This window comes from Thiomicrorhabdus xiamenensis, from assembly GCF_013282625.1.
Lineage (GTDB): Bacteria > Pseudomonadota > Gammaproteobacteria > Thiomicrospirales > Thiomicrospiraceae > Thiomicrorhabdus > Thiomicrorhabdus xiamenensis.
This window is the reverse complement of the sequence record NZ_CP054020.1, coordinates 369,635-395,908: the sequence shown is the minus strand read 5'-3', so window position 1 is coordinate 395,908 and position 26,274 is coordinate 369,635. Positions and strand designations below refer to the sequence as shown.

The following is a 26,274-nucleotide window of genomic DNA, read 5'->3' as shown; positions in this document are numbered from 1 at the left end:
GGCTTGGTTTAAAGGGGGCAAAATGGCCAATAAACTGCGTGAATTACTCTTGGTTCGACATGCCAAGTCCGATTGGAAGGAACCGGATCAGGAAGATCTTGACCGACCGCTTTCCGACAAAGGCAAAAAAAACGCCAAAAAGATCGGAAAATGGCTATTGAATCAAGGCTTGCTTCCCGATCTGATCCTGGTCTCTCCCGCTCAGCGCGCACAACAGACACTAAGAAGAATTTGTAGCGAGTGTCCTGCCCTGTCGCAAACCGTAGATGCTCTCTATATGGCGGAACTGGATACCCTGAAACAGCTTCTTTCTTCCGTAGAGGAAGCCAACAGGGTCATGATTATCGGCCACAACCCGGGCTTGGAAAAACTATTCTGCTTTTTGCAGAATAAACCGTTGGAAGGCGATACCCATCTTTTCCCAACCGCCTCGGTGGCGCACTTCATTCTCCCGGAAAACTGGCATAACCTCGAAGCCGGTGATGGTATTCTGCAACAATTCATCCGTCCGAGAGATATCAAACACAGTGAGCATAGCGCTAAAACAGCGTAAAAACGCTTAGAGATTACGTGGATAAATCCTAGATCTTTCATAAATTTACCACCGATATTGGAATTTTTTCGATATAGTGTATAACTATCGATTAGGTCAAACCCCATATTCAATAAGGGAATTGACTTACTTTAAGTTTAAAAACAAGTGAATATGTTATTATTCACTCGAACTTTTTAATTTCTACTGAGGATTAAGATATGAAAACAAAGCTACTGCCTTTAATCGCTTTTGTTTCTGCCGCAGCAATGATGCCAGCTGCAAATGCCGCTGAAGATACCAGCGGTTATGTCACTGATGCAAATGGCGCCATCGTTAAGGATAGCTCAGGCCAATGCGTGCGTAGCAGTGCATGGACACCTGAAAAAGCGATTGCCAGCTGTGAAGCCAAAACGGCTGCTCCGGCTGCAGCGGCAACAACCGAAGCACCAGCAATGACTGCTGCCGCTCCGGCAGCAGCGGCGGCCGCAGCGTCTAAGTACACTTCCGAAACCATTATGGACAACGGAATGGGCGCTTATGTTGTTGACAGCCAAGGACGTATCGTTCGCGATTCAATGAACCGCTGTGTTCGCTCTACCAAATGGAGCAAAGATAGCGCTATCGCGAAATGCGAAGGCTGGGAAGAAGAAAAACCAGCGGCTCCGACTCCAGCTCCGGTTGCAGCACCGAAGCCTGAAATCAAGCCATTCCCTGCTCCAGCTCCGGAAGTTAAGCCAATGCCGGTTAATGAGCCGATTCATTTCCAAGGTTTCTTCGACTTCGATTCAAACAACCTGAATGCAAAAGCAAAAACTCAGCTGAACGACTATGCCGACTACATGAAAGCAGTTGACGATGTAACTCTGAAGATCACTGGTCACACTGACAGCGTTGGTGCTAAAGCTTATAACCAGGCTCTATCTGAGCGTCGTGCAAGCGCAGTTAAAACCTATCTTGAAGAGCAAGGCATCGCCGGTGATCGTATGACGGCTATCGGTATGGGTGAATCTTCACCAATCGCCAGCAACAAGACTAAAGACGGTCGCGCTCAAAACCGTCGCGTAGAAATTGAAATCGTTAAATAATTAACGGTTCTTCTACATAAAAAATACCCGCATTAAGCGGGTATTTTTGTTTCCGAGATACCTTTGTCACTTCGGATCAATCAGCCTGCCATAGTCGCTTTCGCCATCAGACTCACACCCACCAGAATCGTCACCACTTCAAAACTTCGCTTGACCAGACGGTTGCCTTTGACAATGGCAAAGTGCGCACCCAAATAGCCTCCCAAAAGCGAACCGACAATCAGAGCCGGAAGCCAGCTCCACTCAATCTCGCCAAGAATTCCCAAGGTCAAGGCACCGGAACCGTTCCAGAAAATCCCGACCAGAACCAGCGTATATGCAACCGCAGACTTATAATCCAGTCCGAACCAGCGCACCAACCAGAGCGTCACAAAAAGCCCCGTTCCAGAAGTTAAAGAGCCGTTTAAGGCCCCGATAAAAAACAGCACCGCCCCACCGATTACATAGCCGCTTAAATCACGATGCTTGGTATCAATGACCTGTCCCAACTCGGGTTTAAACCAGGAATACAGACCAAGCCCCAAAGTTAACACGCCAAGCGCACCCTGCGAAATACGATCGTCTACCTGCAGAATGACACTGGCACCAAGCACAACTCCAGGCAAGCCCAGTGCCAGAATAAAAGCGGCGAACTTCCAATCCATACTCGAGGATTTCATATGCCTTGCCGTCGCACCAAGACCGAGAAAAACGCTAGCGACCTTATGAGTCGCTAAAGCGACGCCGAACGGCAATCCCAGAAAGAGCAGCGCCGGCAACTGCAACAACCCGGCTCCGCCGCCGGCCAATGCGGAAAATAGGTTGGCAATCAGCGAGATAATCAATAAAACAAACTGGTCAAAAATATCCATCAAAGCGCATACAACTTAATATAAAACGACCGGCAGAACTCACTGACGGCCCGAGATCAATAAATAAAAAAGGGGCGAACTTTCATTCGCCCCCTACATACCCTTCTACGCCAGAGTCAAATGGCGCCAAAGGTCGGTTTTATTCTTTTGTTTCCGAAAACAGATGGACATCCATCTGCGGATAAGGAATCGAAATACCTGCTTCGTCAAACGCCATTTTGACCTTTTCGTTCATCTCCCACTTCACTTTCCAGTAATCGGCGCTGTTGACCCATGGGCGAACAATGAAATCGATGCTGCTGGCACCCAGCTCACCTAAAGCGATTACCGGCTCTGGCTCGGGAAGAACGCGTTCATCCTCGGAGATAAGACGCTGCAGAATTTCCTTGGCCAACTTGATATCGTCGTCGTAACTGATCCCGAAAACCATATCAACACGGCGCGTATCGCGGGCTGAATAGTTGGTAATGGAGTCGCTGTAAATGGAACCGTTCGGAATAATGATCTCTTTATTGTCCCCGGTACGCATAACCGTGTTGAAGATATGAATTTTTTCGACAACACCCATCACCCCGCCGGCTTCGACAAAGTCTCCGGTTTTAAACGGCTTTAAAACCAACAGCATCACCCCGGAAGCAAAATTCTGCAATGAATCCTTCAATGCCAGACCTACTGCCAAACCGGCCGCACCGACCAAGGCCACCAGCGACGTGGTATCGACACCGAGCTGGCTCAGTACTGCGATAACCAGAACCAGCAGCATAAACGCCTTGCTCAGAGAGAGAATAAATTCCGAAAGCATCGCATCGACTTTGCTCGAACGTTTGAAAACTCTTTCCAGCAAAGAGAGTACGAAACTGATGACAATGCGCCCGAGCAGGAAAATCGCAATTGCCAGCGCGATATTGGTTCCCCATGGAATCGCAACGTCATTAACCAAATGGTTTAAATCGAAATCAAAGTTCATCTCTCCTCCGAACTTTTAAAAGAATCAAATTTATTCTGCCGTAATCAGCGTACCGACACCTTCATCGGTGAAGACTTCCAGCATAACCGCATGCTCAACGCGCCCATCCACGATATGCGCGGCATTAACGCCGTTTTGCACCGCATCCAGAGCGCATTGAATTTTAGGCAGCATACCACCGTAAATAGTACCATCCGCGATCAGGCTGTCTACTGTCTGGGTATTTAACCCGGTCAGCAGATTACCTTCCTTATCGAGCAATCCTGCGGTATTGGTCAATAACATCAGTTTTTCAGCATTCAGCGCCTCAGCGACCTTACCGGCAACCAGATCCGCATTGATATTGTAGGAGTGCCCATCAGCGCCGACACCTACCGGAGCGATAACCGGAATGAAATCGCCTTGAATCAGCATTTCAATGACACTGGTATTGATGTTCTCGACTTCACCGACATGTCCGATATCGATAATTTCCGGTGCCGATGCACTCGGATCGTCTTTGGTTAAGGTCAATTTTTTGGCTGTAATCAGGTTGCCGTCCTTACCGGTCAAACCGACAGAATTACCGCCATGCTGATGAATCAGATTGACGATTTCCTTATTGACCAGTCCGCCCAGTACCATTTCGACAATATCCATTGTTTCGGTGTCGGTAACGCGCATCCCCTGAATAAACTGCGACTCCTTACCGATTTTCTCCAATAGGTTGCCGATCTGCGGTCCGCCACCATGCACCACAACCGGGTTCATGCCGACCAGTTTCATCAGCACGATATCGCGGGCAAAGCCGGCTTTAAGATGCTCATCGGTCATGGCATTTCCGCCGTATTTGACGACGATCGTCTTACCGGAAAAGCGCTGGATATAAGGAAGCGCTTCAGCCAAAACCGAAGCGATATTCTGGGCCTGTTCTTTATTTAAATTCATGGTCTTTTGTACTCGCATCCGTCTAATCTCTGAAATTGTTGAACTGCAACGGCATCTCGATCTCTTCCATTCCTCGAAGCAGCTGCATGACTGCCTGAAGATCATCGCGTTTTTTTCCGGTAACGCGAACGCTTTCACCTTGGATAGCCGCCTGCACTTTGATTTTACTGTCCTTGATCGCCTTGACGATTTTTTTGGCGATCGCGGTATCTAGCCCTTCGCGCATCACAATATCCTGTTTGGCGCTTTTCAACTGAATTGTCGGGGCTTTCTCTTCCATACATTTCACATCGATATTGCGGCGGTTCGCTTTCTGAATCAGAATATCCAACATCTGCTTAAGCTGAAAGTCCGATTCGGTACTCATAGTGACCGTCGTGCCGTTCAAAATAAACTCGGATTCGGTTCCTTTGAAATCATAACGCGTCGTAACCTCTTTGTTCGCCTGATCGACAGCGTTCTGCAATTCGTGTTTATCCAATTCGGAAACAATATCAAAAGACGGCATTTCGCCTCCTATTCATTTAAAATTCACCAAACCATTAATTTTACCATGAAGCTTGAAAGAGTTTTTCAAGAGGCCGCGACTTGGCGAAAATTTCAAGCATAGGAGTCCCATGACACTGCCAATCTCCCGAACCGCTGAGCAAATCGCCCCTTTTCGAGTCATGAAAATACTCGGCCAGGCCAAAACACTTGAAGCCGAGGGCAAAGATATTATTCACATGGAAATCGGCGAACCGGATTTTCCTTCTCTGGCTTGCGTCCATCGCGCCGCCATGAAGGCTGCAGAACAGGGACTGACACACTACACGCCAACACTTGGTCTCCCTTCCCTGCGTAAGAAACTGGCGCAGTTTTACCGTAGTTTTTATCATGCCAAGGTTGCCGCGAGCAACATTATCATCACCCCCGGTTCCTCTTCGGCGCTGCAACTGGTTCTGACAGCCATCCTTAACCCATCGGATCAGGTTCTGATGGCCGACCCGACCTATCCGTGCAACCGCCAGTTTGTCGAATTGCTGCACGGCAAGGTTAAAGCAGTACCGGTTGACGCCGATACTCAGTACCAACTCTCCCTGAAACTCCTGGAGCAGCACTGGTCAAAAGAGATCAAAGCGGTGATGGTCGCCAGCCCGGCCAACCCGACCGGTACCTTGATTGAACAGGACGCCTTGCACGACATGGCGCAATTTCTAAGCGAACGCGACTGCTACCTTATCGTCGACGAGATTTATCAGGGACTGGTTTACGACCGCCCGGCGGAAAGTATTCTGGCCCAGCGCGACTTGCCGGATAATGTGATTGTCATTAACTCCTTTTCCAAATTCTTCGGTATGACCGGCTGGCGTTTAGGTTGGACGGTAGCCCCCACGCATCTTGTCGATGTGCTGGATCGCCTCGGGCAGAACCTCTACCTCAGTGCGCCGACACCGTCACAGTATGGCGCCTTAGCGGTACTGGAAGAAGACGCCTTGACCGAATTGGAACAGCGCCGACAAATTTTTCAGCAACGTCGCGACCGTTTGCATAGCGCTATGCAGCAAGCCGGTTTCAATCTGAAAACACTGCCACAAGGCGCTTTTTACCTGTACTGGGACATTTCGCAGTGGAGCCGGGATTCTGAGCAGTTCTGCGCTGACCTCTTACAAGCCACTGGTGTGGCGATCACTCCCGGCACCGATTTCGGTTCCAGTCAGGGAAACCACTATGTTCGCCTGGCCTATACCAGTGAACGAATTGAGGAAGCTGTGGAAAGAATTCAAGCTTTTGTTCGAACTTTACACGCCTAATTTATTGAATCGACATAAAAAAAGTGAGCTATACTCGAAAAAAGTTCGGGGTGACTCCGCCCAGATAAATTCAGAGAACAGAAATGATGCAAGCGGTAAAAGGAATTATTCTGATTATGCTCAGTTTGAGCATTCTGCTTCGTCCGGTATTGGCGGAAGCCGTTCTGCTGCCCGACGCTCAGCCAGCTTCCGAATCGGCTGCTGAGATGCACGCTACTCATGCGCACATGATGCAGACAGAAGACCATGCCGTTCACTGCGACATGCATGAAGCCCAAATGGCGGATTCCTGCTGCGACCATCACAATCACTTTCATTCCGGACCATGCCCTGACTGTGGCGATCAATGCGATTGCGTCAAGCATTTGCATATCGGGTCAATCACTCTGCCCGAAGCTGCTTCTTTCACTGTAAGTCTTACCGTACAAAAGCACGAAATCACACCTGCACCTGCTCTAAGCAGCGGCATGCCCAACCTGCCTGAACGCCCGCCACAAAGCCTGTAAACCGAAAACAGACCATAACCGCCAATCCACTTGAAGATGTCAGCGGTTCTCTTTTCTTGATTTTAAAGGGCTTTAACTATGTCAGCACGAATTATCGGTGTGCTTTTTTGCGCACTCAGCCTGAATGTCTTTGCACAACAGGATACACAACAACATGCTCATTCCTCTGAAGAGCACAATGGGCTTGATACACTCGGAGCGGAAGAATCCGATCATGCTTCCGATACGCTGTACAAATACGTCTGTCCGATGCACCCGCAGATTATCCGTGACCATGAAGGCACCTGTCCGATCTGCGGTATGGCTCTGGTGCGTCAGGCTTTTGAGCAGCAGAGCAATCAATTACAGATTGCAAGCGGGCAATCCATGCCGGGAGACATCAAACAGGGATTTGCAATCCGTACCACCCGCGTGCAGAACACGACTTTGTGGAAATACATCCCTACATTCGGCACCGTAGTGGCCGACGAATCGAAAGTGATTCATGTACACCCTCGAGCCAGTGGTTGGATCAGCCATTTAGCAGTTCGCGACAACGGCGAAGCCGTTAAAAAGGGTCAGCTGCTGTATAAAGTCTATTCTCCGGAAATCGTTTCCGCACAACAGGATTTCCTGCTGGCGCTGAAAAAATCGCAATTGCGCCGCGGTGGCAGCGAAATTCTGGAGGCACTCAAAAATCGTCTGCGTTTTCTGGGCATCAGCGGAGGCACCATCAAAGCGCTGGAAAAGCGTAAAACGCCGTATAACGAGATACCCGTCTACGCCGAACAGGACGGCGTGGTCGTCAACCTGAGCGTTCAGAACGGTATGTATGTTCAACCACAGACCGAGCTAATGAGCCTGCAGGATCTATCGACCGTCTGGCTGGAGGCCGAAGTGTTGCCATTACAGCAGGCGTGGCTGGCCGAAGATCTGACCGCGAATGTCACCTCTAATGCTTTTCCGGGACGACGCTGGGAAGGAATGATCAGCTACATTTATCCGGTGACCGATAAAAAGACCCAGGCTACCCGCGTGCGAATTCCTCTGGACAACCAAGACGGCGCCTTAAGACCGAACATGTTGATGGATGTAGAAATTTTCGGCGGCCCGAAAGCGAATGTACTTGCGATTCCGCTGGAGGCTGTGATTGACGATGGCCGGCAGAAGCGCGTCGTCAAGCGTCTGAACGACAATCAGTTTGAAGTGGTCGAGATTATGACCGGCATGCAGTCGCGCGACATAGTCGAAGTTCTGTCCGGACTGCAGAACGGTCAGGAGATCGTTACCTCCGGGCAGTTCCTGATCGACTCGGAAAGCCAGATCAAAAGTAATCTGCGCCGCCTCCTGAAAACGCAATAGGAGGCCGGAATGTTAAATCAGATTATCGAATATTCCATCCGCAACCGCCTGCTGGTACTTCTGGTGAGTGCTGCGATCGCCATTGTCGGATGGCAGTCGCTGCATAAGACGCCGCTGGATGCGATCCCCGATCTGTCGGACGTACAGGTCATCATTAAAACCAACTATCCGGGGCAAACCCCGCAAGTGGTTGAAGACCAGATCACCTATCCGGTCTCCAGCCTGATGATGTCGGTCCCCAAAGCCAAAGCCGTACGCGGTTATTCCTTCTTTGGCGACTCTTATGTTTATGTGCTCTTCGAGGATGGAACCGACCCTTACTGGGCCCGTTCACGCGTTCTCGAATATCTGTCGCAGGTTAAAAACAGCTTGCCTGACGCAGTCCAGCCAACTCTCGGGCCTGATGCATCCGGGGTCGGCTGGGTCTATCAGTATGCACTGGTCGATTACAGTCATCGGCATGATCTGGCTCAGCTGCGTTCGCTGCAAGATTGGTTTCTCAAGTATGAACTGCAATCCGTTCCGGGCGTATCCGAAGTCGCCTCTCTCGGCGGTCTGTTGCGCCAATATCAGGTCGAGATTGACCCGAATAAACTGCGCGCCTACGGCATCAATCTGCAACAGGTGCAGCAAGCGATTAAAAACAGTTCGGCCGAGCTCGGTGCCTCCGTTTTGGAGCAGGGCGAAGCCGAATATATGGTCGCCTTCAAAGGTTACGCCACCCGTCTCGAAGACCTGCAACAGCTGAGCATCGGCGTAGAATCTTCGGCCGGCATCCCACTGCTTTTAGGGGATATCGCCAAGGTGAAATTCGGGGCCGAATCGCGCCGGGGAATTGCCGAACTCAACGGTGAAGGTGAAGTGGTCGGCGGTATCGTCGTCATGCGCTCCGGAGAGAATGCGCTCGACGTTATCCAAGCGGTTAAAAACAAGCTCGAGTCATTGAAAAAAGGCCTGCCCGACGGCGTTGAACTGGTCGAAACCTATGACCGTTCAGCGCTGATCGAACGCTCGATCGACAACCTCGGAGACAAACTGCTCGAAGAGATGCTGGTGGTCGCCTTGGTTTCGATTCTGTTTTTGTTCCACCTACGTTCTGCGCTGGTCGCCATTGTCAGCTTGCCGCTGGGGATTCTGGGCGCATTTATCATTATGAACTGGCTTGGCATCAGTGCCAACATCATGAGTTTGGCGGGGATTGCTATCGCCATAGGGACCATGGTTGATGCCGCCATTGTGATGATCGAAAACACCCACAAACAGATGGAACAATTCGAACAGCAGAATGCACGACTGCCGAATCCGAAAGAACATTGGGCATTGGTTCTTAAGGCGTCAAAAGAAGTCGGCGGCGCCCTGTTTCTATCGCTGCTGATTATCGCCATGAGCTTCATACCGGTCTTCGCTCTGCAGGAACAAGCAGGCCGACTGTTCACGCCTTTGGCACTGACAAAAACCCTGTCTATGGCCGTAGCAGCCGGTCTGGCGATCACATTGGTACCGGTTCTGCTGGGATATTTTGTGCGCGGCAAACTGCCTAAAGAATCGAAAAACCCGCTTAACCGCTTTCTCATCGCACTTTATCATCCTGTTATGGCTTTTCTTCTGCAATGGCCGAAAACCGTGATTCTACTGGCGACACTTTCCATGGCGACCATCATCTATCCGTGGCAACAGCTTGGTTCGGAATTCATGCCGGAACTCGAAGAAGGTGATCTGTTGTATATGCCGACCACCTTGCCGGGACTGTCTATCGGGAATGCGCAGGCTCTGCTTCAACAGACCGACCGGTTGATTAAACAGTTTCCGGAAGTCAAAAGCGTTTTCGGTAAAATCGGCCGAGCCGACACCGCCACCGACCCGGCGCCTTTAACGATGATTGAAACAACTATCCAGCTTAAGGACAAAAGCCAATGGCGCGACGGTATGACGCTGGACAAACTGATTGCCGAGCTGAATCAGACGGTCAAACTCCCTGGCGTGACCAATGCCTGGGTTCAGCCGATCAAAACCCGTATCGATATGCTGTCGACCGGAATCAAGACCCCGATCGGCATTAAGATTTCCGGTGACGACCTCAGTCAGATCGAAAACATCGGTAAATCACTCGAAGCGATTCTTTCTAAAATCGACGGTACCCTTTCCGCTTACTCCGATCGCTCTGAGGGCGGACGCTATATCGAAATCCTGCCACGCCTTAAACAGCTGGCGCTCTATGGACTGCAAGCCGGGGAGCTGGCCGATATCGTCGCTACAGCCGTGGGGGGTAAAAAGCTGCAGACGACCCTGGAGGGCAGAGAACGCTACAGCATCAATTTGCGCTATCCTCAAACGTGGCGCGATTCGGTGCAAGGCTTGCAGGAGCTTCCGATCGTTACATCGCAGGGACGCCAGCTGCAACTCGGCATGGTCGCCGACATTGTAATCAAACTCGGCCCGCCGATGATTAAGTCGGAAAATGCCCGCCTTAACGGTTGGACCTTTGTCGACCTGCAGCCCGGAACGGATCTGGCAGGCTACATCGAACGGGCACAGAAAATCGTCAATGACGAGCTTCGGCTCCCCGCCGGTTACAGCCTGACCTGGAGCGGCCAATATGAATATCTGCTCAAAGCGCAACAGAGTCTGCAGCAGATCGTCCCTCTGACACTACTGATCATCTTCGTGTTGCTGTATGCGATCTTCAAAAACATGCTCGAAGCCTTGATGATCATGCTGGTGGTGCCTTTCGCTCTGCTCGGTTCCGTATGGTTTATCTTCTGGCTTGGATTCGATTATTCGATTGCCGTCGCGGTCGGAATGATCGCTTTGGCCGGGGTCGCCGCCGAATTCGGCGTCGTCATGCTGCTCTATCTCAAACAGGCGATCGATCAGGCGCAGGCGGAAAACCGTCTGCAGAATAGCGAACAGTTACGAGCAGCCATTTTGCAGGGTGCCGTACAGAGAGTGCGCCCCAAAGCCATGACCGTCAGTGTCATCGTACTCGGCCTACTGCCGATCATGTTTGGTCAGGGAACCGGTTCGGACGTCATGCAGCGCATTGCCGCGCCGATGATCGGCGGCATGATCTCGGCCCCACTGGTTTCCATGATTCTGTTACCGACGCTTACCTATCTGCTGATGCTGTACCGCCTTAACAAAGGAACGCTACAGAGCACGGAACAGAAAGGAGTTTAAAATGAAAAAACACTTTATCCACTTAATGATCTCCGCGATACTCGGTATCTTGGCAGTGCAGGCGCAAGCTTCGACAAAGGAGCAAAAGCAGAGTTCCACGCTTGAACAGTTGTGGCATCTGGCCGAACAAAACCATCCTCAACTGAGTTATCTGAAAGCCGATCAGGCACTCTCCTTCGGCAAACTTCAGGAGCTGGAAGCTCAGCTCCGGCCGCAGGTCAAACTCGCCAGCGAACTCAGTTACACGGTTACAGACAACAAAGATTATCCGCGTTTCGCTAACCGCCTGACGGTCAACTACCCTCTGTTTGATCCTATGCTGGAACGGGGCAAAGAGATTGCCTTAAGCGACTATCAGGCTCAGGAATATCTGTTTGCAGCCGGTGAACAGCAAATCCGTCTGGCCATCGCCCGGACGTTCTATGCCTACTGGCAAAAGCAGGCGCAATGGGACTACCTCCATCAGGAGAAGGATTTTCTGATTGACCTGCTGTTTCAGATCGAGGAGCGTATGCAACTGGGGCTTGAAGCGTTGGATGACCTAGCGCAGGTAGAAAGTCGCCTGCACTACAACCAGAAACAGCGTCAACAGCTGAACAGCGAACTGGCGACCTTGGAAAACAATCTGCGCGAACTGGTGGGGATCGCCGATCGGCCGGAAATTCCGCTTCCCTCTTTACAGGCGCCACAAGCACCCGCTCCCGCTCCGTTAAGCGAAGAAGACATCCTCGAAAAATATCTGTCCGCGCAGCAACTGACGGATTTTTCCAGCGATCCCGACCTCGGCTGGCTCTCGTTGGTTGAACAAAATCCACGAGTCAAAGCGATTGACCAGCAAATTCTCAGTGCAGAACAGAAAATCCACCAGCAAAAAGCGTTCGAAACCCCGAAAGTCGAGGCTTTCAGCTCTCTGGTCTACAACGAATCGGATAAACAGTTTTATGACGATATGGCCGGAATAAAAGCCGGTATTCGCATCGAAGCGCCGATTTATCTGGCCGGAGAGGATAAGGCAAGGATTGCTCAGGCTCGCGCCGAGCTGCTGAAACTGCAGGCGATGCGCCGTAAAGAGATAAACGCTTTCAGCACCCGGGTACATAACCTGTGGCAGCAGTTGACCAGCCGTTACCAACAGCTCTCCATTCAGCAAAAAGCGCTCAAGAGCACGCGCTGTTATCTCGAAGCGATTGAACAGGCATTAAGCAGCGGGGATAGCGATATTATCGAACTGCTCGATGCCCAGCGGCAGGTCGATCAGGTTCAAAGCACTTTTCCTGAACTGGAAGCCGAAATCGGCCTTCTGGAAAAACAGCTTTTATGGACCTTTGGACGACTCGACTTCGCTAACTGAGAATTTTTAAACGCAAGACCTTAAGCCGCGGCGGCCCATCTGTTGCGTAAACGCTTCTTATACCATTCATGGTTCAGCAACAGCAGAACCGGAAACGGAATCAGCAGCAACAGATACGCCAACGGCACCGTCGCGGTATTGAATACGGTCTGTACCGGTGGCGCATACAAAATCAGTAGAACAAAGAGAATCTCGGTTCCAACCCCAAACCAGATCATCTTGTTAACGCCGCGTAAATTCCAGATCGAATCCTCCCAGGATCGCAAGGTGAAGACGTTGGCCATCTGACAGGTAATGGCGCCAAGCAGAGTCATGGTCATCGCCTGGCGGTGATATTCATCGGAGATAGACAGATCACCGTATTGCCACCCCGACAGAAACAGGAAACCAAGAAATGCGAACATCGCCGCAGCACCTTCAAAGACACCGTTCATAAAGTAACCGCGCTTGAAGACTTCCCAATCGAGAATACGCTCGTTCTTGCCGACCGGCGGACGTTGCATAATATGTTTTTCCGGTTTTTCCGATCCCAGGCCAAGACCGGGAAGCTGGTCGGTCCCCAGGTCAATCAACAGAATCTGGATAACGGAAAGCGGCATCGGAATTTTGAGAAAGAACGAGAGCACATAAGGCACAATCTCCGGCACATTCGAACTGAGGATATAGGTCGTCAGCTTCTTAATATTGAAGTAAACCGTGCGTCCCTCTTCAACCGACGCGACGATCGAACGAAAATTATCGTCCAGCAGAATCATATCGCCGGACTCCTTCGCGACATCGGTTCCCGATCCCATGGCGATACCGATATCCGCCTGCTTCAAAGCCGGAGAGTCGTTGACGCCGTCGCCGGTCATGGCGACTACCTCGCCGTTTTCCTGCAACAACTGAGCGATGCGCAATTTCTGCGCCGAGGCCATTCGTGCGAACAGCAGGTGCGACTCGCTGAGTTTTGCGCGCAACACCGTATCGCTTAAGTTATCCAACTCGTGCCCGGTGAGTACTTCATCAATTTTCAGCCCGATTCTTTCCCCGATCGCACGTGCTGTCACAGGGTTATCGCCGGTAATCATCATGATCCGGATATGTGCCGAATAGCACTGTTCGATCGCTTCCTTAACCCCGCTTCGCGGCGGATCCATCAAGCCCAGCAATCCGAGAAAAATCAGGTCATTTTCGCCGTCGCCGATCTTTTTGGCGATTGCCAACACTCGGTATGCCTGCTCGGCCATTTTCTGGTTTTGCGAATTAATGTCTGCGATCTTATGCTCATCCAGCGTTTCAATCCCGTTTGCCGACTGCCAGTGCGTGCATAGCGGAAGCACCGCCTCCAAAGCACCTTTTACCGTTAGAATCTGCTCACTGTTGTCGGCCGGTTCAACCAGCGTAGACATCATCTTGCGATCGGAAGAAAAGGCATACTCTTTAACCTTTTCCCAACCTTCTATCGAAGCCGCGGATTTCTTGGCCGCAACCAGCAAAGCGATTTCTGTCGGGTCTCCGAATGCATTTCTAGCAGCATGGTCGACATTGGCGCGGGTGTTTACCGCAGCCACCTGCAGCATAGACGCCAGCCTCTCGTTACTTTGTCGACCCGATTCTGCAAAGCGCCACTCGCCTTTTTCGAAGTAGCCGTTGCCGGAAACCGAGCAGTGACAGCCGTCTGCAAGCCAGGCCATCTGAACCGTCATCTCGTTCTGGGTCAGGGTTCCGGTTTTGTCGGTGCAGATCACGGTTGCCGAACCGAGCGTTTCAACCGAATTCAGGTTCTTAATCAACGCCTGTCGCCGCGCCATACGCTGCGATGCAAGGGATAGAGACAAGGTGATCGTTGGCAGTAAGCCTTCCGGAACATTGGCGACAATCAGTGACAGCGCGAAGATCGCCGAAATCAGCAGTCCTCGATCGGAAAACCATCCTAAAAGGAAAAAGACCACTCCGGCCGCCAGTGCCAGGACGGTTAGAATGGCGGTCATATGTTTGATCTCTTTTTCGATCGGCGTTTCTGTTTTGCCGACTTCCGCCGTCATACGTGCGATTTTACCGAATTCCGTCGCCTCACCGGTCGCCGAAACCACTGCCAAGCCGTTCCCGTTAGTGATAGAGGCGCCGGCAAACACCATGTTTTTGGCATCCAATTCACGCCGCGCATCCCCCGCCTCCAATTTGCGTAGCGACGGCGTCGATTCCCCGTTCAAAACCGACAAATTCAGATACAGATCATTGGCTTCAAAGAGAATCGCGTCGGCGGCCACCTTATCCCCTTCGCTCAGAATCAGAATATCGCCCGGCACCACCTGTGTTGCATCGATATTGACGGTCTTGCCGTCGCGCAATACGGTTGCTTCGGAACGCACCAGCTTAAGTAGCGCTTCCATCGCCTTGTCGGCTTTGAACTTTTGCCAGAAGGTAAAGGTCGCATTAATAAAGACCGCGGCAAATACCGCATAGGCAAGAATATCGTTGCCTTCGCCCGGCTGAAAATAATCGGCGACCAGCGCCAGCACCCCGGCGACTTCAAGCAGAATCGGAAAAAAGCTGATGTACTCTTTAAGATATTCAATGCGGTAGTCTTTCTTTTTACTCTGTGCAATCTGGTTTTGTCCGAAATCGCGCAGACGGCGCATGATTTCACCATTATTCAGCCCTTCTGGAGAACTTTTCAGATGGGCAAAGACTCTTTCAACTGGTTCGCGAAATAACATGCATTATCCTTTCCAAGGGTAGAAAGTAATGGAATTGACACTGCTGTGGTCGCCGATCCTGTTCAGCGTTGCTGCCGGATAAACGCCCGAGCGGAATACCACCAGATCAATATTGTTTTCTACCAGATAGCGTAGCAGCGCTTCGGGATCCATCGGCTTAAGCGCATTAATCACTTCCAGCTTCTCGGCGGCAATTCCGCTTAAGGTCGCAATCTGCATAAAAGGGGCTGCCTGGTATTTCAGACCGGATTTGGTCGAAGCTTTGGCAAAAGCTTTTTCGGCGGAAAGATAGATTCGTCCGGACCCTTCGTTGACTTTCAGAAGCCCTAGCCACATCGCATACACATGCGGATTGATATACTCACTGGAAACCAGCATCATCCGCTTGGCGCTGCGCACATGAGAGACATTTTTGACCTTGACGACGGCGATATCGGTTTCTATTCCGGAGGCAACAATATTTTCGCTGAAAGAACGTAGATGGGATTCTCTCCGAGTGGCGCAGAACAAAGTATCTACAGCATAGAGTTGGCAATAATGCTGCAATTGCGGAACCACTTCCCCCTCGAGGCGGACAAACTCGAATTCCACCTCGTTCGCATTCGCCAGCTCCTGCAGAGCGTTCACCGACTGTTGTACCCGTTCTTCGGACTCTCTTCCGTTATCGACAAACAGGGCGGTAAAAGGGAGTTGAACCGCCTGTGCATAGGAAAAAGCGTAAAAACTTGCAGCTTCCGACAACAGAGAACCGTTAATCATTGACACCACCCGCATATCGCCCCCTTTTAAAGCAAAATCAAAGCTTTAAGCTAGCATCCGCGGCAATACTTGCATAGGTGACAGCAAGGAAAAACACATAAGAAAATGCTAAAACTTGATAGCAATTAACTTACTTAATAAACAGTTATAAACAATGCAAAATCATGCACCGGGCAGTGCAGAATAGAAAGACTGATTGAGTCGTATCGGATTGGATGGCCGGAAGCAGAACTAGAGGTTCACGGCATGCGTCATCGAGAAAACTGGTAGAAACGGGCTAACGCCAACGCCCGTTCCCGTGACAATAAAATGCGTTTTATTTTGTGCCGGTATGTCCGAACCCGCCCTGACCGCGTTCGGTCGCATCGCCGAATTCCTCAACCTCGGTAAAGACCGGTTGCAGAACCGGCACGATCACCATCTGCGCGATGCGCTCACCAATTTCGACAGTATAGGCGGTATCGCCACGATTCCAGCAGGAAACCATCAGTGGCCCCTGGTAATCGGAATCGATCAAGCCAACCAGATTTCCAAGAACAATACCGTGCTTGTGCCCCAACCCGGAACGCGGCAGCAGCATTGCAGCCAGACCCGGGTCGTCCAGATGAATCGCCATACCGGTCGGAATCAATACGGTCTGTCCCGGCTCGATCGTCATCGCTTCATCAATACAGGCACGCAAATCAAGCCCTGCGGATCCTTTGGTGCCGTAATGCGGCATATCGATCTCTTTGCCCAAACGCGGATCCAGGATTTTATATTGCACTTGAATAGTCATCGGTTATTTCCTCTAAGCGGTTATATGCAGCGGAATAATGCACTCTCCGCTGTCGTTCAGTGCCATGATTTTAGCAAACACCGAGCGCTCTCTGACAGATAAACCCCAGCCATGATTAAAAACGGCAGCAGGGCGACAGGTAATTCCAGCATAGACCCGGTTCGAAACGGGAACGGGGATTTGAATGCGGTTTTAGACGGATAAAAAAGCGGTACCCCTCGATGCGTCAACCAATCGGCAAAAATATGACTGCCATAGCCGATATTAAAGGCCAATAGCGCCTGATAAGCGCCATCGCTCAAGGAAAATAAAGGCATCGTCAGCAAAACAAGCGCGACCAAAGAGTGGGTCCAGGTTCTGTGCCCCAGAAGCGACAGGGGTAAAAACAGCCCGCGAATCAGCCAGAAACGCTTCAATACCGACTGACGTGCATCAAGATCCGGTACCAGCGCCCCGAGAATAACCAACGGTAGAAAGCCGTAAACCTCCGGATACCCGAAGCCCAGACACGGACTGCTCAACAGATAGAGCCCAGAGCCAAAGACCACATGCGAAGCTGCCAGCATCCTATTCCCTTAAGATTGCCAAAGCAGCGCATTATAATGGCTTCCCTAAAATCTTGTTACATTTTTCAAGAAAATGTCACCATAAAGAAAAAGCCCCGCAGACATTACATCTGAGGGGCTTGTTTCAGTAGGCCGATTGGATCGGTAATCAAGCTTCTAAAGCGGCACTGACAATCGATTTCGCCTCCAGCAGGATCTCTTCGAGATGCGCCTGACCTTTAAAGCTTTCCGCGTAGATCTTATAGATATCTTCGGTTCCCGATGGACGGGCAGCAAACCAGCCATTTTCGGTGGTGATTTTCAGACCTCCGATCGCTGCTCCGTTACCCGGTGCATGTGTCAGTTTTTCGAGAATCTCCTCACCGGCCAGCGTCTTAGCCTGCACCATTTCCGGCGACAGATTTTTCAAAATCGCTTTCTGTTCGCGATCCGCCGGCGCGTCGATTCGCGTATAAACCGGTTCTCCGAATTTTTCGGTCAGTTCCTGATATAGCTGACCCGGATCCTTACCGGTAACCGCGGTAATTTCCGCCGCCAGCAGGTTCAAAATAATGCCGTCCTTATCGGTACTCCACGGGCCGCCGTCCAGACGAAGGAAAGAGGCGCCTGCCGACTCTTCGCCGCCAAAACCGAAACTACCGGTCTGTAATCCTTCAACAAACCACTTGAAGCCGACCGGCACTTCGCACAGATTCAGGCCAGATGCTTTGGCGACACGGTCAATCATTGAACTGGAAACCAAAGTCTTACCGACTGCCGCATTCTCGGGCCAATCCGGACGATGACTAAACAGATAATCGATCGCCACCGCCAGATAATGGTTCGGGTTCATCAAACCTGAAGATTTCGTCACAATCCCGTGACGATCCACATCCGGGTCGTTACCGAAAGCAAGATCGTAATTGTCTTTCAGATCGATCAATCCTGCCATGGCATACGGCGAAGAACAATCCATACGGATTTTGCCGTCTTTATCGACATGCATAAACGAGAAAGCCGAATCCACCTGACGATTGACGACAGTAATGTCCAGCCCGTAACGCTCACCGATCGGCTCCCAGAACTCGACCGCCGCGCCGCCCATCGGATCCACCGCCAGCTTCAATCCAGCGTCCTTGATCGCCTGCATATTGATCACTTTCTCCAAACCATCAATATAAGGAGTCATCAGATCGGTCGGTTCGACAAATTCCGAGTCCATAGCGCTGGCAAGGTCCATGCGCTTAACATCCGCCGAACCATTGGCAATAATCGTATTGGCCCGTTCCTGAACCCAGTCGGTCACGTCAGTGTCAGCCGGCCCGCCGTTCGGCGGATTATATTTAAAGCCACCATCCTGCGGAGGGTTGTGCGACGGCGTAATAATCACGCCGTCCGCGAAACCACCCTGACGCCCTTCGTTGTACATCAGAATGGCATTCGAAACGACCGGTGTCGGCGTATAACGCCCATTGCTCTGAATAATCACCTTAACCTGATTGGCGGCAAAAACTTCGATTGCGGTTGCATGCGCCGCTTCGGACAAGGCATGGGTATCCATACCGATAAACATCGGACCATTAATATTTTCCAAACGTCGATAATCGACTATCGCCTGACAAACGGCCGCGATATGGGTGTCATTGAAGGTCTTCTTTGACGAGCAGCCACGATGACCGGAAGTCCCGAAACTGACCGCTTGCGCCGGATTGGAAACATCCGGCAACAAACAGTAGTAGTCGGTCATTAACTTGGGGATATTTTCCAGGATCGAAACAGGGGCTTTTTTACCCGCTAATGGCGATAGTGACATAGACTGGTCTCTGCGTTATTTTGAAAATTGATTTTGAATTCTCGTCCCGACGAATGGGGAAACAATCATCTATATTGGCTTTTTCCCTTACCAGATGCAAGAAAAATGCCTTACTCTCGACGCATAAATGCCCTCTATTAACGGCCATTTTCCATAGCCACAAAACAACTGCGTCTAAAAAAACCGACCATTTCGTCGCCGTTGACCTATTCAATAGCCACAACGAGATTCAGCTTACAGGCCCCTTCCTACAGAGTAAAAATACTCTACTCTTGACGCTTTTTATGGCCCTCTTTACTCTTAGATCAGCAAAACACTTCAGGAATACTGTTTATCCGGCGTTTGCCGCAAAACAATAGAACTCTGAACAAGGTGGATTCTGCCTGCTTAGATCTGACGGTCCGGGCGCAACACAAATGAATCGATCAAAGGTTATTGCAAAATAAAACTGCGTTTTATTTATTTTTATAGTCTCTATCCTCTGACTAGGCAGACTGCTTAAACCTCAAAGTGGCCTGCTCTCTTTTCACGCTCTCTTTTCATCTTCGTCTCAGATAGGCAAGGCACTGTTTTTGCACTAGAATGCTGGCAAACCGTTAAAGAGATCCGACACCTATGAGTCCCGCGATTAAAAAAGCATTACGCAACAGCGCCCTGCTCGCCATTATTATCTGTGCGCTCGCCATTTATCAGGGAGAAAGCCTGCTGACCGCCGTTTTAAGCCTTATTTTCAGTTTTGCAATTATGTTGCCGGCATTCTGGCTCTCATTCCGGCTGACCGATAAGTCACGCCAAAAAACGCTAAACGACAATTAACAGCAAACCGTCAAACTCATTTAAGGGTTATCTATTGCCAAAAAGCGGGAAAGTCGTCGAAAATGGAGAAAGTTTCGACAGGAGAACCGCTATGTTCAAAACGCTTTCTTTGCACCGCATTCCATCCATTCTTGCCGTCGGTGTTCTTGCTCTGGGACTCGGCGCCTGCAGCACCCCGGCACAGAAAGATTATAACCCGCAGGTGGATTTCAGCCGTTACCAGCAATTGAACTACCTGCCGCAAGACAAAGCGCCCAATCCGGCCATTATCAGTTTTACAAACCAGCATCCGCTGCTCGCACAAAGAGTCAAAACAGCCATTCAAAAGAGCCTGCAGGCAAAAGGCATCGGCATTGAGAAAGACCCCGCTAACGGTTACATCAGCTATCATCTGGAAACGGAAAAATATCTGGTACAGGATCCGGTTACCTTTCATGTCGGCGTTGGAACCTTTGGTCGTCACGGCGGTTTAATGTTTGGCGGCAGCGAACCTTTGATTGAAGAGCAGGAATACAGGCTGGTGATCGATATTTACAACCCGTTGTATGAAGTGGTCTGGCGAGGAAAAGCCGAGTTCGATCCGGATCTGTCCGATACACCGCAGGAATCCGAACAGCAGATTCAGGCACTGGTCGATAAGATTCTGGTCAACTTCCCGCCAAAACCCTAATAACCGCATCTAAGAAGACTTGCGCACGGTCAGCAACACACTGCCAAGCAGTATCGGAATTGCTCCGACCAGTTGCGACCAGTGCGGACTCTGCTGCAAAAACCAGTCACTCCACAACAAAGTCAACAAAGGGGTAAAAGCAAACATGGCACTGACCTTGGTGATCGGCAACAGGTGAATCGCCTCGATCCACAGAACCTTGGCCATGACCAGTATCATGACGCCGACAAACGCCAGTTGCCAGAATTGCGAGAGCAGAAGCTCCCAAGCAGGAGATGGCTCAAATATTGATGCCAAAAGATACACAAACGGCAAGGCGATAACCGAGCGGATCATCAGAATCGATTGGCTGGAGACATGCAGCCGCGCCTGCTTCTGATATAAATTCGCAACCGGCGCAATCATCGCCGCCAACAGCACCAGAAAATCCCCCAACCTGAATTCCAGCTCCCCCGGAAAAAGCACTATCATGGCGCCAAACATCATCATCAGCGCACCGATCAGATGGATAACTCCCAGCTTCTCCTCATGACGCCTGCCAAGAAAAAGATAACCGAACAGAACCTGCAGAAACAGAATCAGCGCCACATTGGTGGCACTGGTCAGCTGCAATGCAATGAAAAGCAGTATATACAGGCTGGTAATGAGAAAGCTGGTCATAAACAACGGCCAATACGCGGCCTTCTGACGAAGGTCATTCAATTTACCGCTGCGCCACCACCACAAAAACAGAACCAGCGAAGCTAAGGCCAGGCTGTAGAAGTAACTGTGCAGAGAGCCGAGCGCGGCTACACTCATCGCGGCAACCACCGGAAACCAGGATTCCAGCAGCGTAAGCGCCAGACTGTAGGTTTCCCCTTTGTAATGGCGGAAAAATTTTGGACAGCAAAAATTCAACAAAACGCCTTCCCAAGCAATCAATTCTGAGCGCTATTTTAACGGTAAAGGCTCCGCTAACTGAGAATAAACTTGCTCGTGAATCTGTCGAAAATCCTCGAACGAATCCTCTATGTCATACGCCTGCATGTGTTGCGGCGCTCGATGGCGCCACTGTTGGCGCAGCGGCTTGTCGGAAAGCACCTCTAGCAGCGCCTTTACCCATAAATCGGTCTCGCCGGCCGGAACAACCCGTCCGGTCTGATTTTCCAGCACCAGACTTTGCGGACCGCCGATATCGCTGACCAGACAGCCTAAACCGCTGGCTTGCGCTTCCATGACCACCTGACCGAGGGTATCGGTCACCGAAGGAAAAATAAACAGATCCGAAGAAGCGTAGACTTTGGAAAGCGACTCGCCGACCACTGGACCTAGAAAATAGCCGTGAAACGGCCGCATCTTATCAGTCCATTTACGATAACGCCCCTCGCCGACCAGCACCAGATCCACCTTGAGCGGCAGACTACGCGCAATCAATGTCTGCTGAAACGCTTGCCAAAGTTCACAAAGAAAGGGAATGTTCTTTTCAACATTGATCCTCCCGACATACAGGACTTTTAAACGCTTTTCCTGCAGGCCGAAATCCTGCCAGACGCTGCGGTCTTCATGCTGCGGATTGAATTTCTGCAGATTCGTGCCCGGACGAATCACCGCCATTTTTTCGTGCGCCATATACAGATCATTCGCCATGACTTCGGTATAGGCGACTGAACGCGATAAGACCTTTTCAAAAGGCCGGTAAAAGTTGGCCATAACCCGATCGGTTCGCCGCTTCATAAAGTGAAGCCCGGTCAGATCATAGATATAAGCCGGGAAATCCGTGTGATAGGTTCCGATCAACGGAATGCCGAGTTTCTCCGCCTGCCGCTTGGCTTGCCAGCCAAAAGGCCCCGGAGTTGAGATATGCACCAGATCCGGCTTAAGTTCGAGTAGAAGAGCACGGATGCGGCGACTGTCCGCCCAGACCAAGTCCAACTCCTGATAAAACGGCATCGGCAGACGCATCTTCGCGGGAAGATTACGGAGATTGTCCAATTCCGGCAAAGGCTTGGCTGTTGAAGTGATCAGATGCAGCTGCCAGTCATGCTCGAGCGCCAAAGTTCCCATATCACTGATAAAACGGGATACGCCGTTCAAATCGCCCAATGTATCGGTAAAGAGACAGACCCGCATGACAACTCCCTGCTTAAACAACCGGTTTCAGTCTAGAAAAATCTCCGACCGTGCGGGTGACACTCATTTGACAAACTGACGACATCTCAATGACAGAGTTTAATGATCAACATTAACTTCCGTAATCCGTGCTTTTCCTATCCTGTGTATGATGAGTTAATTCGCAGGCTCTTTCGGTAGGTCATTATGTTTATCAGTATTTTCGACATTTTTAAAATCGGCATCGGTCCTTCCAGCTCGCATACGATGGGTCCGATGGTTGCTGCGCGTCGTTTTATCGACGAACTCACCCGCCATGAGAAGGCACAAGATACGCTTTCCGAACAAGCAACCGTCGCACGTGTTCGCTGTCTGCTTAAGGGTTCGCTGGCCTTTACCGGACAGGGCCATGCAACCGATAAAGCCGTTTTGCTCGGCATCCACGGTTATCACCCTGCCGATCTGATTGAAACCGATATCCCCGGATTGCTACAGACCCTTGAACGCCCGACACCGATTGCGTCACTGGAGCCGATGAACGTCGCATTCAATCCGCAGGAGGACATTGTTTTCGATTATGACAATCCCTTGCCACAGCATCCGAACGCCATGGTTATCGAAGCGCTGGATGCACAAGGCAGCTCCCTGTTCAGCGAAACCTACTTTTCCATCGGCGGCGGTTTCATCAGTACACTGGCTGAAATCGACTCGATACAGGCACCGATAAAGGGCGAACCGGCCGCACACTCGCCTTACCCGTTTAATTCTTCCGAATCGATGCTGACGATGACATCAGACAACAGGCTGACGATTGCCGAATTAAAACGGCGCAACGAACAGCAGCATCTGTCTCGAGCGTTTATCGATGAGAAAATTCAGCACATCTGGCTTGCCATGCGGCGCTGTGTGGAATCGGGATTGCAAGCGGAGGGAATCTTGCCGGGCGGGTTGAAAGTGAAGCGACGCGCCAAAAACCTCTATCAGCAGCTCGTCAAGCATGACAGCAATGCCAATGTAAATGATTGGCTGTGTGCTTATGCAATGGCCGTCAACGAAGAGAATGCCGCCGGTCACATGGTGGTGACCGCGCCAACCAATGGCGCGGCAGGCGTTATCCCGGCAGTTCTGTATTATCTGGTGCAACATGAAAATGCCGATGACCGACAGATTCAGGACTTTCTTTTGACCGCTGCGGCAATCGGCGGCCTGATCAAACACCGCAGCTCCATCTCGGGTGCGGAAGTCGGCTGTCAGGGCGAAGTAGGTTCGGCTTCAGCGATGGCTGCGGCCGGGCTTTGCGCGGCCAAAGGCGGATCTCCGCAGCAGATTGAACAGGCGGCGGAGATGGCGCTGGAACATCATTTGGGCATGACCTGCGACCCGGTCAAAGGACTGGTACAGATTCCGTGCATTGAGCGTAATGGTTTCGGCGCAATCAAAGCTTATACGGCAGCGTCGATTGCTTTGCGCGAGAAAGGGGAAAATCTAATGTCGCTGGACAGCTGCATTGCCGCCATGAAAACCACCGGTGAAGAGATGTCGCATAAATATAAGGAGACTTCTCTCGGTGGTCTGGCGGTCACTTGGGTCGAATGTTAGACAGACGATCAGGAGGCCTCGATGACCTCGGCAATATAGTCTAGTAACTCGACAGCCTGCTGCGATTTCGACGAGGTTGTCAACGCTTTCTCAACACCTGCGGTTATCAGCGTCAGACGGTTTTCATCGCTCTCGAAACCCAGATTTTCGCCAACCTGATTGGCACAGATCATATCCAGTTTCTTTCGCTGCAATTTATCCTGCGCGTAACCGATGACATTCTGCGTTTCCGCAGCAAATCCGACCACAAACGGTTTCGGCTTCTGCTCCGCAACCCAGGCGACGATATCCGGGTTTTTAACCAGCTCCAGCGTCAGCCCTTCCTGCCCGGCTTGCTTTTTGATTTTCTGCTCGCTGCTTTGCGCCAAAGCAAAATCGGCTACCGCAGCGGCACTGATAAAAATCGCATTTTGCGCATAGCACTGCTGTACTGCGGCAAACATCTGTCTGGCGGAACGCACATCGATACGCTCAACCCCTTGCGGGGTCGGCAGGTTTACCGGGCCGGCAATCAGCGTCACTTGAGCACCCAGTTTCTGCGCCTGCTCGGCAATCGCAAAACCCATTTTTCCGGAACTGCGGTTTCCGAGAAAACGCACCGGATCCAGATCTTCAAAAGTCGGCCCGGCGGTAATCAGTAGCTTTTTATCTTTCCAGAAAACATTAGCCAGCGGCGTGGCATTGTTTTCCTCGGCCAGCAACGATTGCCAATAGGCAAAAATATCGACCGCTTCCGGCATGCGTCCGGCACCGACTTCGCCGCAGGCCTGTTCTCCTTCCGCCGGTGGCATCAACAGGATTCCGCGCTGTTTCAGAACCGCAATATTTTCCTGCGTCGCCGGATTCTGCCACATCAGGCGATTCATAGCCGGAGCCATCAAAATCGGGCGATCGGTCGCCAGTAACAAGGTGGTCAGCAAATTATCCGCCATCCCTGCTCGCACTTTGGCCAGCGTATTGGCGCTGGCAGGCGCCACCACAATCCAGTCCGCCCAACGGGCCAGATCGATATGCCCCATACCGGCTTCCTGGGTTTCGTCAAACAGGCTGTCTCGCACCGGGCTACCGCTTAATGCCTGAAAGCTAAGCGGCTGAATAAACGCTTTGGCACTCTCGGTCATCACAACCTGTACCTGATGACCCGCTTTAATAAACTGACGACACAGTTCAAGAGATTTATAGGCAGCAATACCGCCGGTAACCGCTAACAGAATTTTCATTTTCAGTTCAGCTTCATTGATTAGACTGTTCATATGATAACCGCTGACCGACCCGATCGGCAGAGATTCTCTGTATAGGAATTAACCCACTCATGAAACATTTCGATTTCTCACGCTTGAATATTTTGCACTTCAGCTTGATTACGTTTACTTTGCTGTTTGTCATTTCCGCAATCGATATCGTCCACGATTTTGAAGATATGGGGACGCTGAATCCTCATGTCATGGTGGAAATGGTGATGGGGATTATCGCTTTTATCGCGCTGGCTGTGGCAATGAATTCCATCTTCCATCAAAGTAGACAACTGGATCAAGTCAATCAAAATCTGAATGAAGCCCAACAAGCCCTTGATGACGCAACCACTCAGGCGCTGAAATTAAGAGGCGAATTCTCCAAACTCATTCAGAGTCAGCTGGAGGAATGGCAATTAACGCCCAGTGAAAAAGAAGTCGCCTTACTGCTGCTCAAAGGGCTCAGCCTGGAAGAGATCGCCCAAATCCGCAACACCAAAGAAAAAACGGTACGCCAGCAGGCATCGAATCTGTACAAAAAAGCTTCTGTCTCTGGGCGCCATGAACTGACTGCTTTTTTCTTTGAAGATCTGCTGTTTCAAGCTGACTAAAGAGTCTTCGCCCATTCCATAGAATACCGACCTCTAGCCAGCTCAATCCGTTTTTCTCTCCTCTTCTCCCGTATTCCTTACTCCTTCAGTCACAAACAAGCAGGCATAAAAAAAGCCCGTGATTAAAA

Annotated in this window: 23 protein-coding genes; 11 read left to right on the top strand and 12 right to left on the bottom strand. The window is 50.8% G+C overall.

Annotated elements, in window-relative coordinates:
* Positions 1-22 precede the first annotated feature (22 nt).
* Together HQN79_RS01805 and HQN79_RS01800 are read left to right on the top strand one after the other, a co-directional pair.
* Complete coding sequence (locus tag HQN79_RS01805) at positions 23-553, top strand: SixA phosphatase family protein (protein WP_173283996.1); 531 nt, start codon at positions 23-25, stop codon at positions 551-553.
* 200 nt (positions 554-753) lie between these two features.
* The gene (locus tag HQN79_RS01800) at positions 754-1,620 is read left to right on the top strand and encodes an OmpA family protein (protein ID WP_173283995.1); all 867 of its coding nucleotides are present in this window, start codon (positions 754-756) and stop codon (positions 1,618-1,620) included.
* A gap of 80 nt (positions 1,621-1,700) precedes the next feature.
* Here the strand turns inward: HQN79_RS01800 and HQN79_RS01795 are convergent, their stop codons facing one another.
* The 4 genes from HQN79_RS01795 to HQN79_RS01780 form a co-directional block, all read right to left on the bottom strand.
* Entirely contained in the window at positions 1,701-2,471 is a 771-nt protein-coding gene (locus tag HQN79_RS01795; protein WP_173283994.1) for a sulfite exporter TauE/SafE family protein, read from the bottom strand.
* Positions 2,472-2,610: 139 nt separating this feature from the next.
* Entirely contained in the window at positions 2,611-3,438 is an 828-nt protein-coding gene (locus tag HQN79_RS01790; RefSeq protein ID WP_173283993.1) for a mechanosensitive ion channel family protein, read from the bottom strand.
* Between the two features lie 30 nt (positions 3,439-3,468).
* Positions 3,469-4,383 carry an acetylglutamate kinase gene (argB, locus tag HQN79_RS01785; protein ID WP_173283992.1) on the bottom strand — a complete coding sequence of 305 codons (915 nt, stop codon included), beginning with the start codon at positions 4,381-4,383 and terminating at the stop codon, positions 3,469-3,471.
* 4 nt (positions 4,384-4,387) lie between these two features.
* Entirely contained in the window at positions 4,388-4,873 is a 486-nt protein-coding gene (locus HQN79_RS01780; protein ID WP_173283991.1) for a YajQ family cyclic di-GMP-binding protein, read from the bottom strand.
* 109 nt (positions 4,874-4,982) lie between these two features.
* On the opposite strand from HQN79_RS01780, the gene HQN79_RS01775 reads away from it, so the two are divergent.
* From HQN79_RS01775 to HQN79_RS01755, 5 genes are all read left to right on the top strand, one after another.
* A complete protein-coding gene (locus HQN79_RS01775; RefSeq protein WP_173283990.1) occupies positions 4,983-6,158 on the top strand; it encodes an aminotransferase class I/II-fold pyridoxal phosphate-dependent enzyme in 1,176 nt (391 codons plus the stop codon).
* An 83-nt stretch (positions 6,159-6,241) separates the two neighbouring features.
* A complete protein-coding gene (locus HQN79_RS01770; RefSeq protein ID WP_173283989.1) occupies positions 6,242-6,664 on the top strand; it encodes a hypothetical protein in 423 nt (140 codons plus the stop codon).
* A 78-nt stretch (positions 6,665-6,742) separates the two neighbouring features.
* The gene (locus HQN79_RS01765) at positions 6,743-8,005 is read left to right on the top strand and encodes an efflux RND transporter periplasmic adaptor subunit (RefSeq protein WP_173283988.1); all 1,263 of its coding nucleotides are present in this window, start codon (positions 6,743-6,745) and stop codon (positions 8,003-8,005) included.
* Positions 8,006-8,014: 9 nt separating this feature from the next.
* Positions 8,015-11,182, top strand: coding sequence for an efflux RND transporter permease subunit (locus HQN79_RS01760; RefSeq protein ID WP_173283987.1), 3,168 nt, complete (start codon positions 8,015-8,017; stop codon positions 11,180-11,182).
* Between the two features lies 1 nt (position 11,183).
* Positions 11,184-12,533 (top strand): TolC family protein, encoded by a 1,350-nt coding sequence (locus tag HQN79_RS01755; protein ID WP_173283986.1) that lies wholly within the window; start codon positions 11,184-11,186, stop codon positions 12,531-12,533.
* 20 nt (positions 12,534-12,553) lie between these two features.
* Here HQN79_RS01755 and HQN79_RS01750 read toward each other — a convergent pair whose 3' ends face one another.
* The 5 genes from HQN79_RS01750 to pgm all read right to left on the bottom strand — a co-directional run bounded on the left by HQN79_RS01750 (position 12,554) and on the right by pgm (position 19,130).
* Complete coding sequence (locus HQN79_RS01750) at positions 12,554-15,235, bottom strand: cation-translocating P-type ATPase (protein ID WP_173283985.1); 2,682 nt, start codon at positions 15,233-15,235, stop codon at positions 12,554-12,556.
* A gap of 3 nt (positions 15,236-15,238) precedes the next feature.
* On the bottom strand, positions 15,239-16,009 hold the full coding sequence (locus tag HQN79_RS01745; RefSeq protein ID WP_173283984.1) for a histidine kinase: 771 nt from the start codon (positions 16,007-16,009) through the stop codon (positions 15,239-15,241).
* 301 nt (positions 16,010-16,310) lie between these two features.
* Positions 16,311-16,772: a dUTP diphosphatase gene (dut, locus tag HQN79_RS01740; RefSeq protein WP_173283983.1), complete on the bottom strand. Its 462-nt coding sequence runs from the start codon at positions 16,770-16,772 to the stop codon at positions 16,311-16,313.
* 56 nt (positions 16,773-16,828) lie between these two features.
* Positions 16,829-17,338, bottom strand: coding sequence for a metal-dependent hydrolase (locus HQN79_RS01735; protein ID WP_173283982.1), 510 nt, complete (start codon positions 17,336-17,338; stop codon positions 16,829-16,831).
* Between the two features lie 148 nt (positions 17,339-17,486).
* Entirely contained in the window at positions 17,487-19,130 is a 1,644-nt protein-coding gene (gene pgm / locus HQN79_RS01730; RefSeq protein ID WP_173283981.1) for a phosphoglucomutase (alpha-D-glucose-1,6-bisphosphate-dependent), read from the bottom strand.
* A gap of 615 nt (positions 19,131-19,745) precedes the next feature.
* Between pgm and HQN79_RS01725 the strand changes: the two genes are divergently transcribed.
* Both HQN79_RS01725 and HQN79_RS01720 read left to right on the top strand, forming a co-directional pair.
* Positions 19,746-19,946 (top strand): hypothetical protein, encoded by a 201-nt coding sequence (locus HQN79_RS01725; RefSeq protein WP_173283980.1) that lies wholly within the window; start codon positions 19,746-19,748, stop codon positions 19,944-19,946.
* Between the two features lie 91 nt (positions 19,947-20,037).
* Positions 20,038-20,616: a DUF4136 domain-containing protein gene (locus HQN79_RS01720; RefSeq protein ID WP_173283979.1), complete on the top strand. Its 579-nt coding sequence runs from the start codon at positions 20,038-20,040 to the stop codon at positions 20,614-20,616.
* Between the two features lie 9 nt (positions 20,617-20,625).
* Here HQN79_RS01720 and HQN79_RS01715 read toward each other — a convergent pair whose 3' ends face one another.
* Entirely contained in the window at positions 20,626-21,516 is an 891-nt protein-coding gene (locus tag HQN79_RS01715; protein WP_238843398.1) for a DMT family transporter, read from the bottom strand.
* A 30-nt stretch (positions 21,517-21,546) separates the two neighbouring features.
* Positions 21,547-22,725, bottom strand: a complete 1,179-nt coding sequence (locus HQN79_RS01710) for a glycosyltransferase family 4 protein (protein WP_173283978.1) — start codon at positions 22,723-22,725, stop codon at positions 21,547-21,549.
* Positions 22,726-22,911: 186 nt separating this feature from the next.
* Here HQN79_RS01710 and HQN79_RS01705 point away from each other — a divergent pair, with 186 nt between their 5' ends.
* A complete protein-coding gene (locus HQN79_RS01705) occupies positions 22,912-24,303 on the top strand; it encodes an L-serine ammonia-lyase (protein WP_173283977.1) in 1,392 nt (463 codons plus the stop codon).
* An 8-nt stretch (positions 24,304-24,311) separates the two neighbouring features.
* Here HQN79_RS01705 and coaBC read toward each other — a convergent pair whose 3' ends face one another.
* Complete coding sequence (gene coaBC / locus HQN79_RS01700) at positions 24,312-25,523, bottom strand: bifunctional phosphopantothenoylcysteine decarboxylase/phosphopantothenate--cysteine ligase CoaBC (protein ID WP_173286879.1); 1,212 nt, start codon at positions 25,521-25,523, stop codon at positions 24,312-24,314.
* Positions 25,524-25,615: 92 nt separating this feature from the next.
* Between coaBC and HQN79_RS01695 the strand changes: the two genes are divergently transcribed.
* A complete protein-coding gene (locus tag HQN79_RS01695) occupies positions 25,616-26,146 on the top strand; it encodes a helix-turn-helix transcriptional regulator (RefSeq protein WP_202984499.1) in 531 nt (176 codons plus the stop codon).
* Positions 26,147-26,274: the final 128 nt, after the last annotated feature.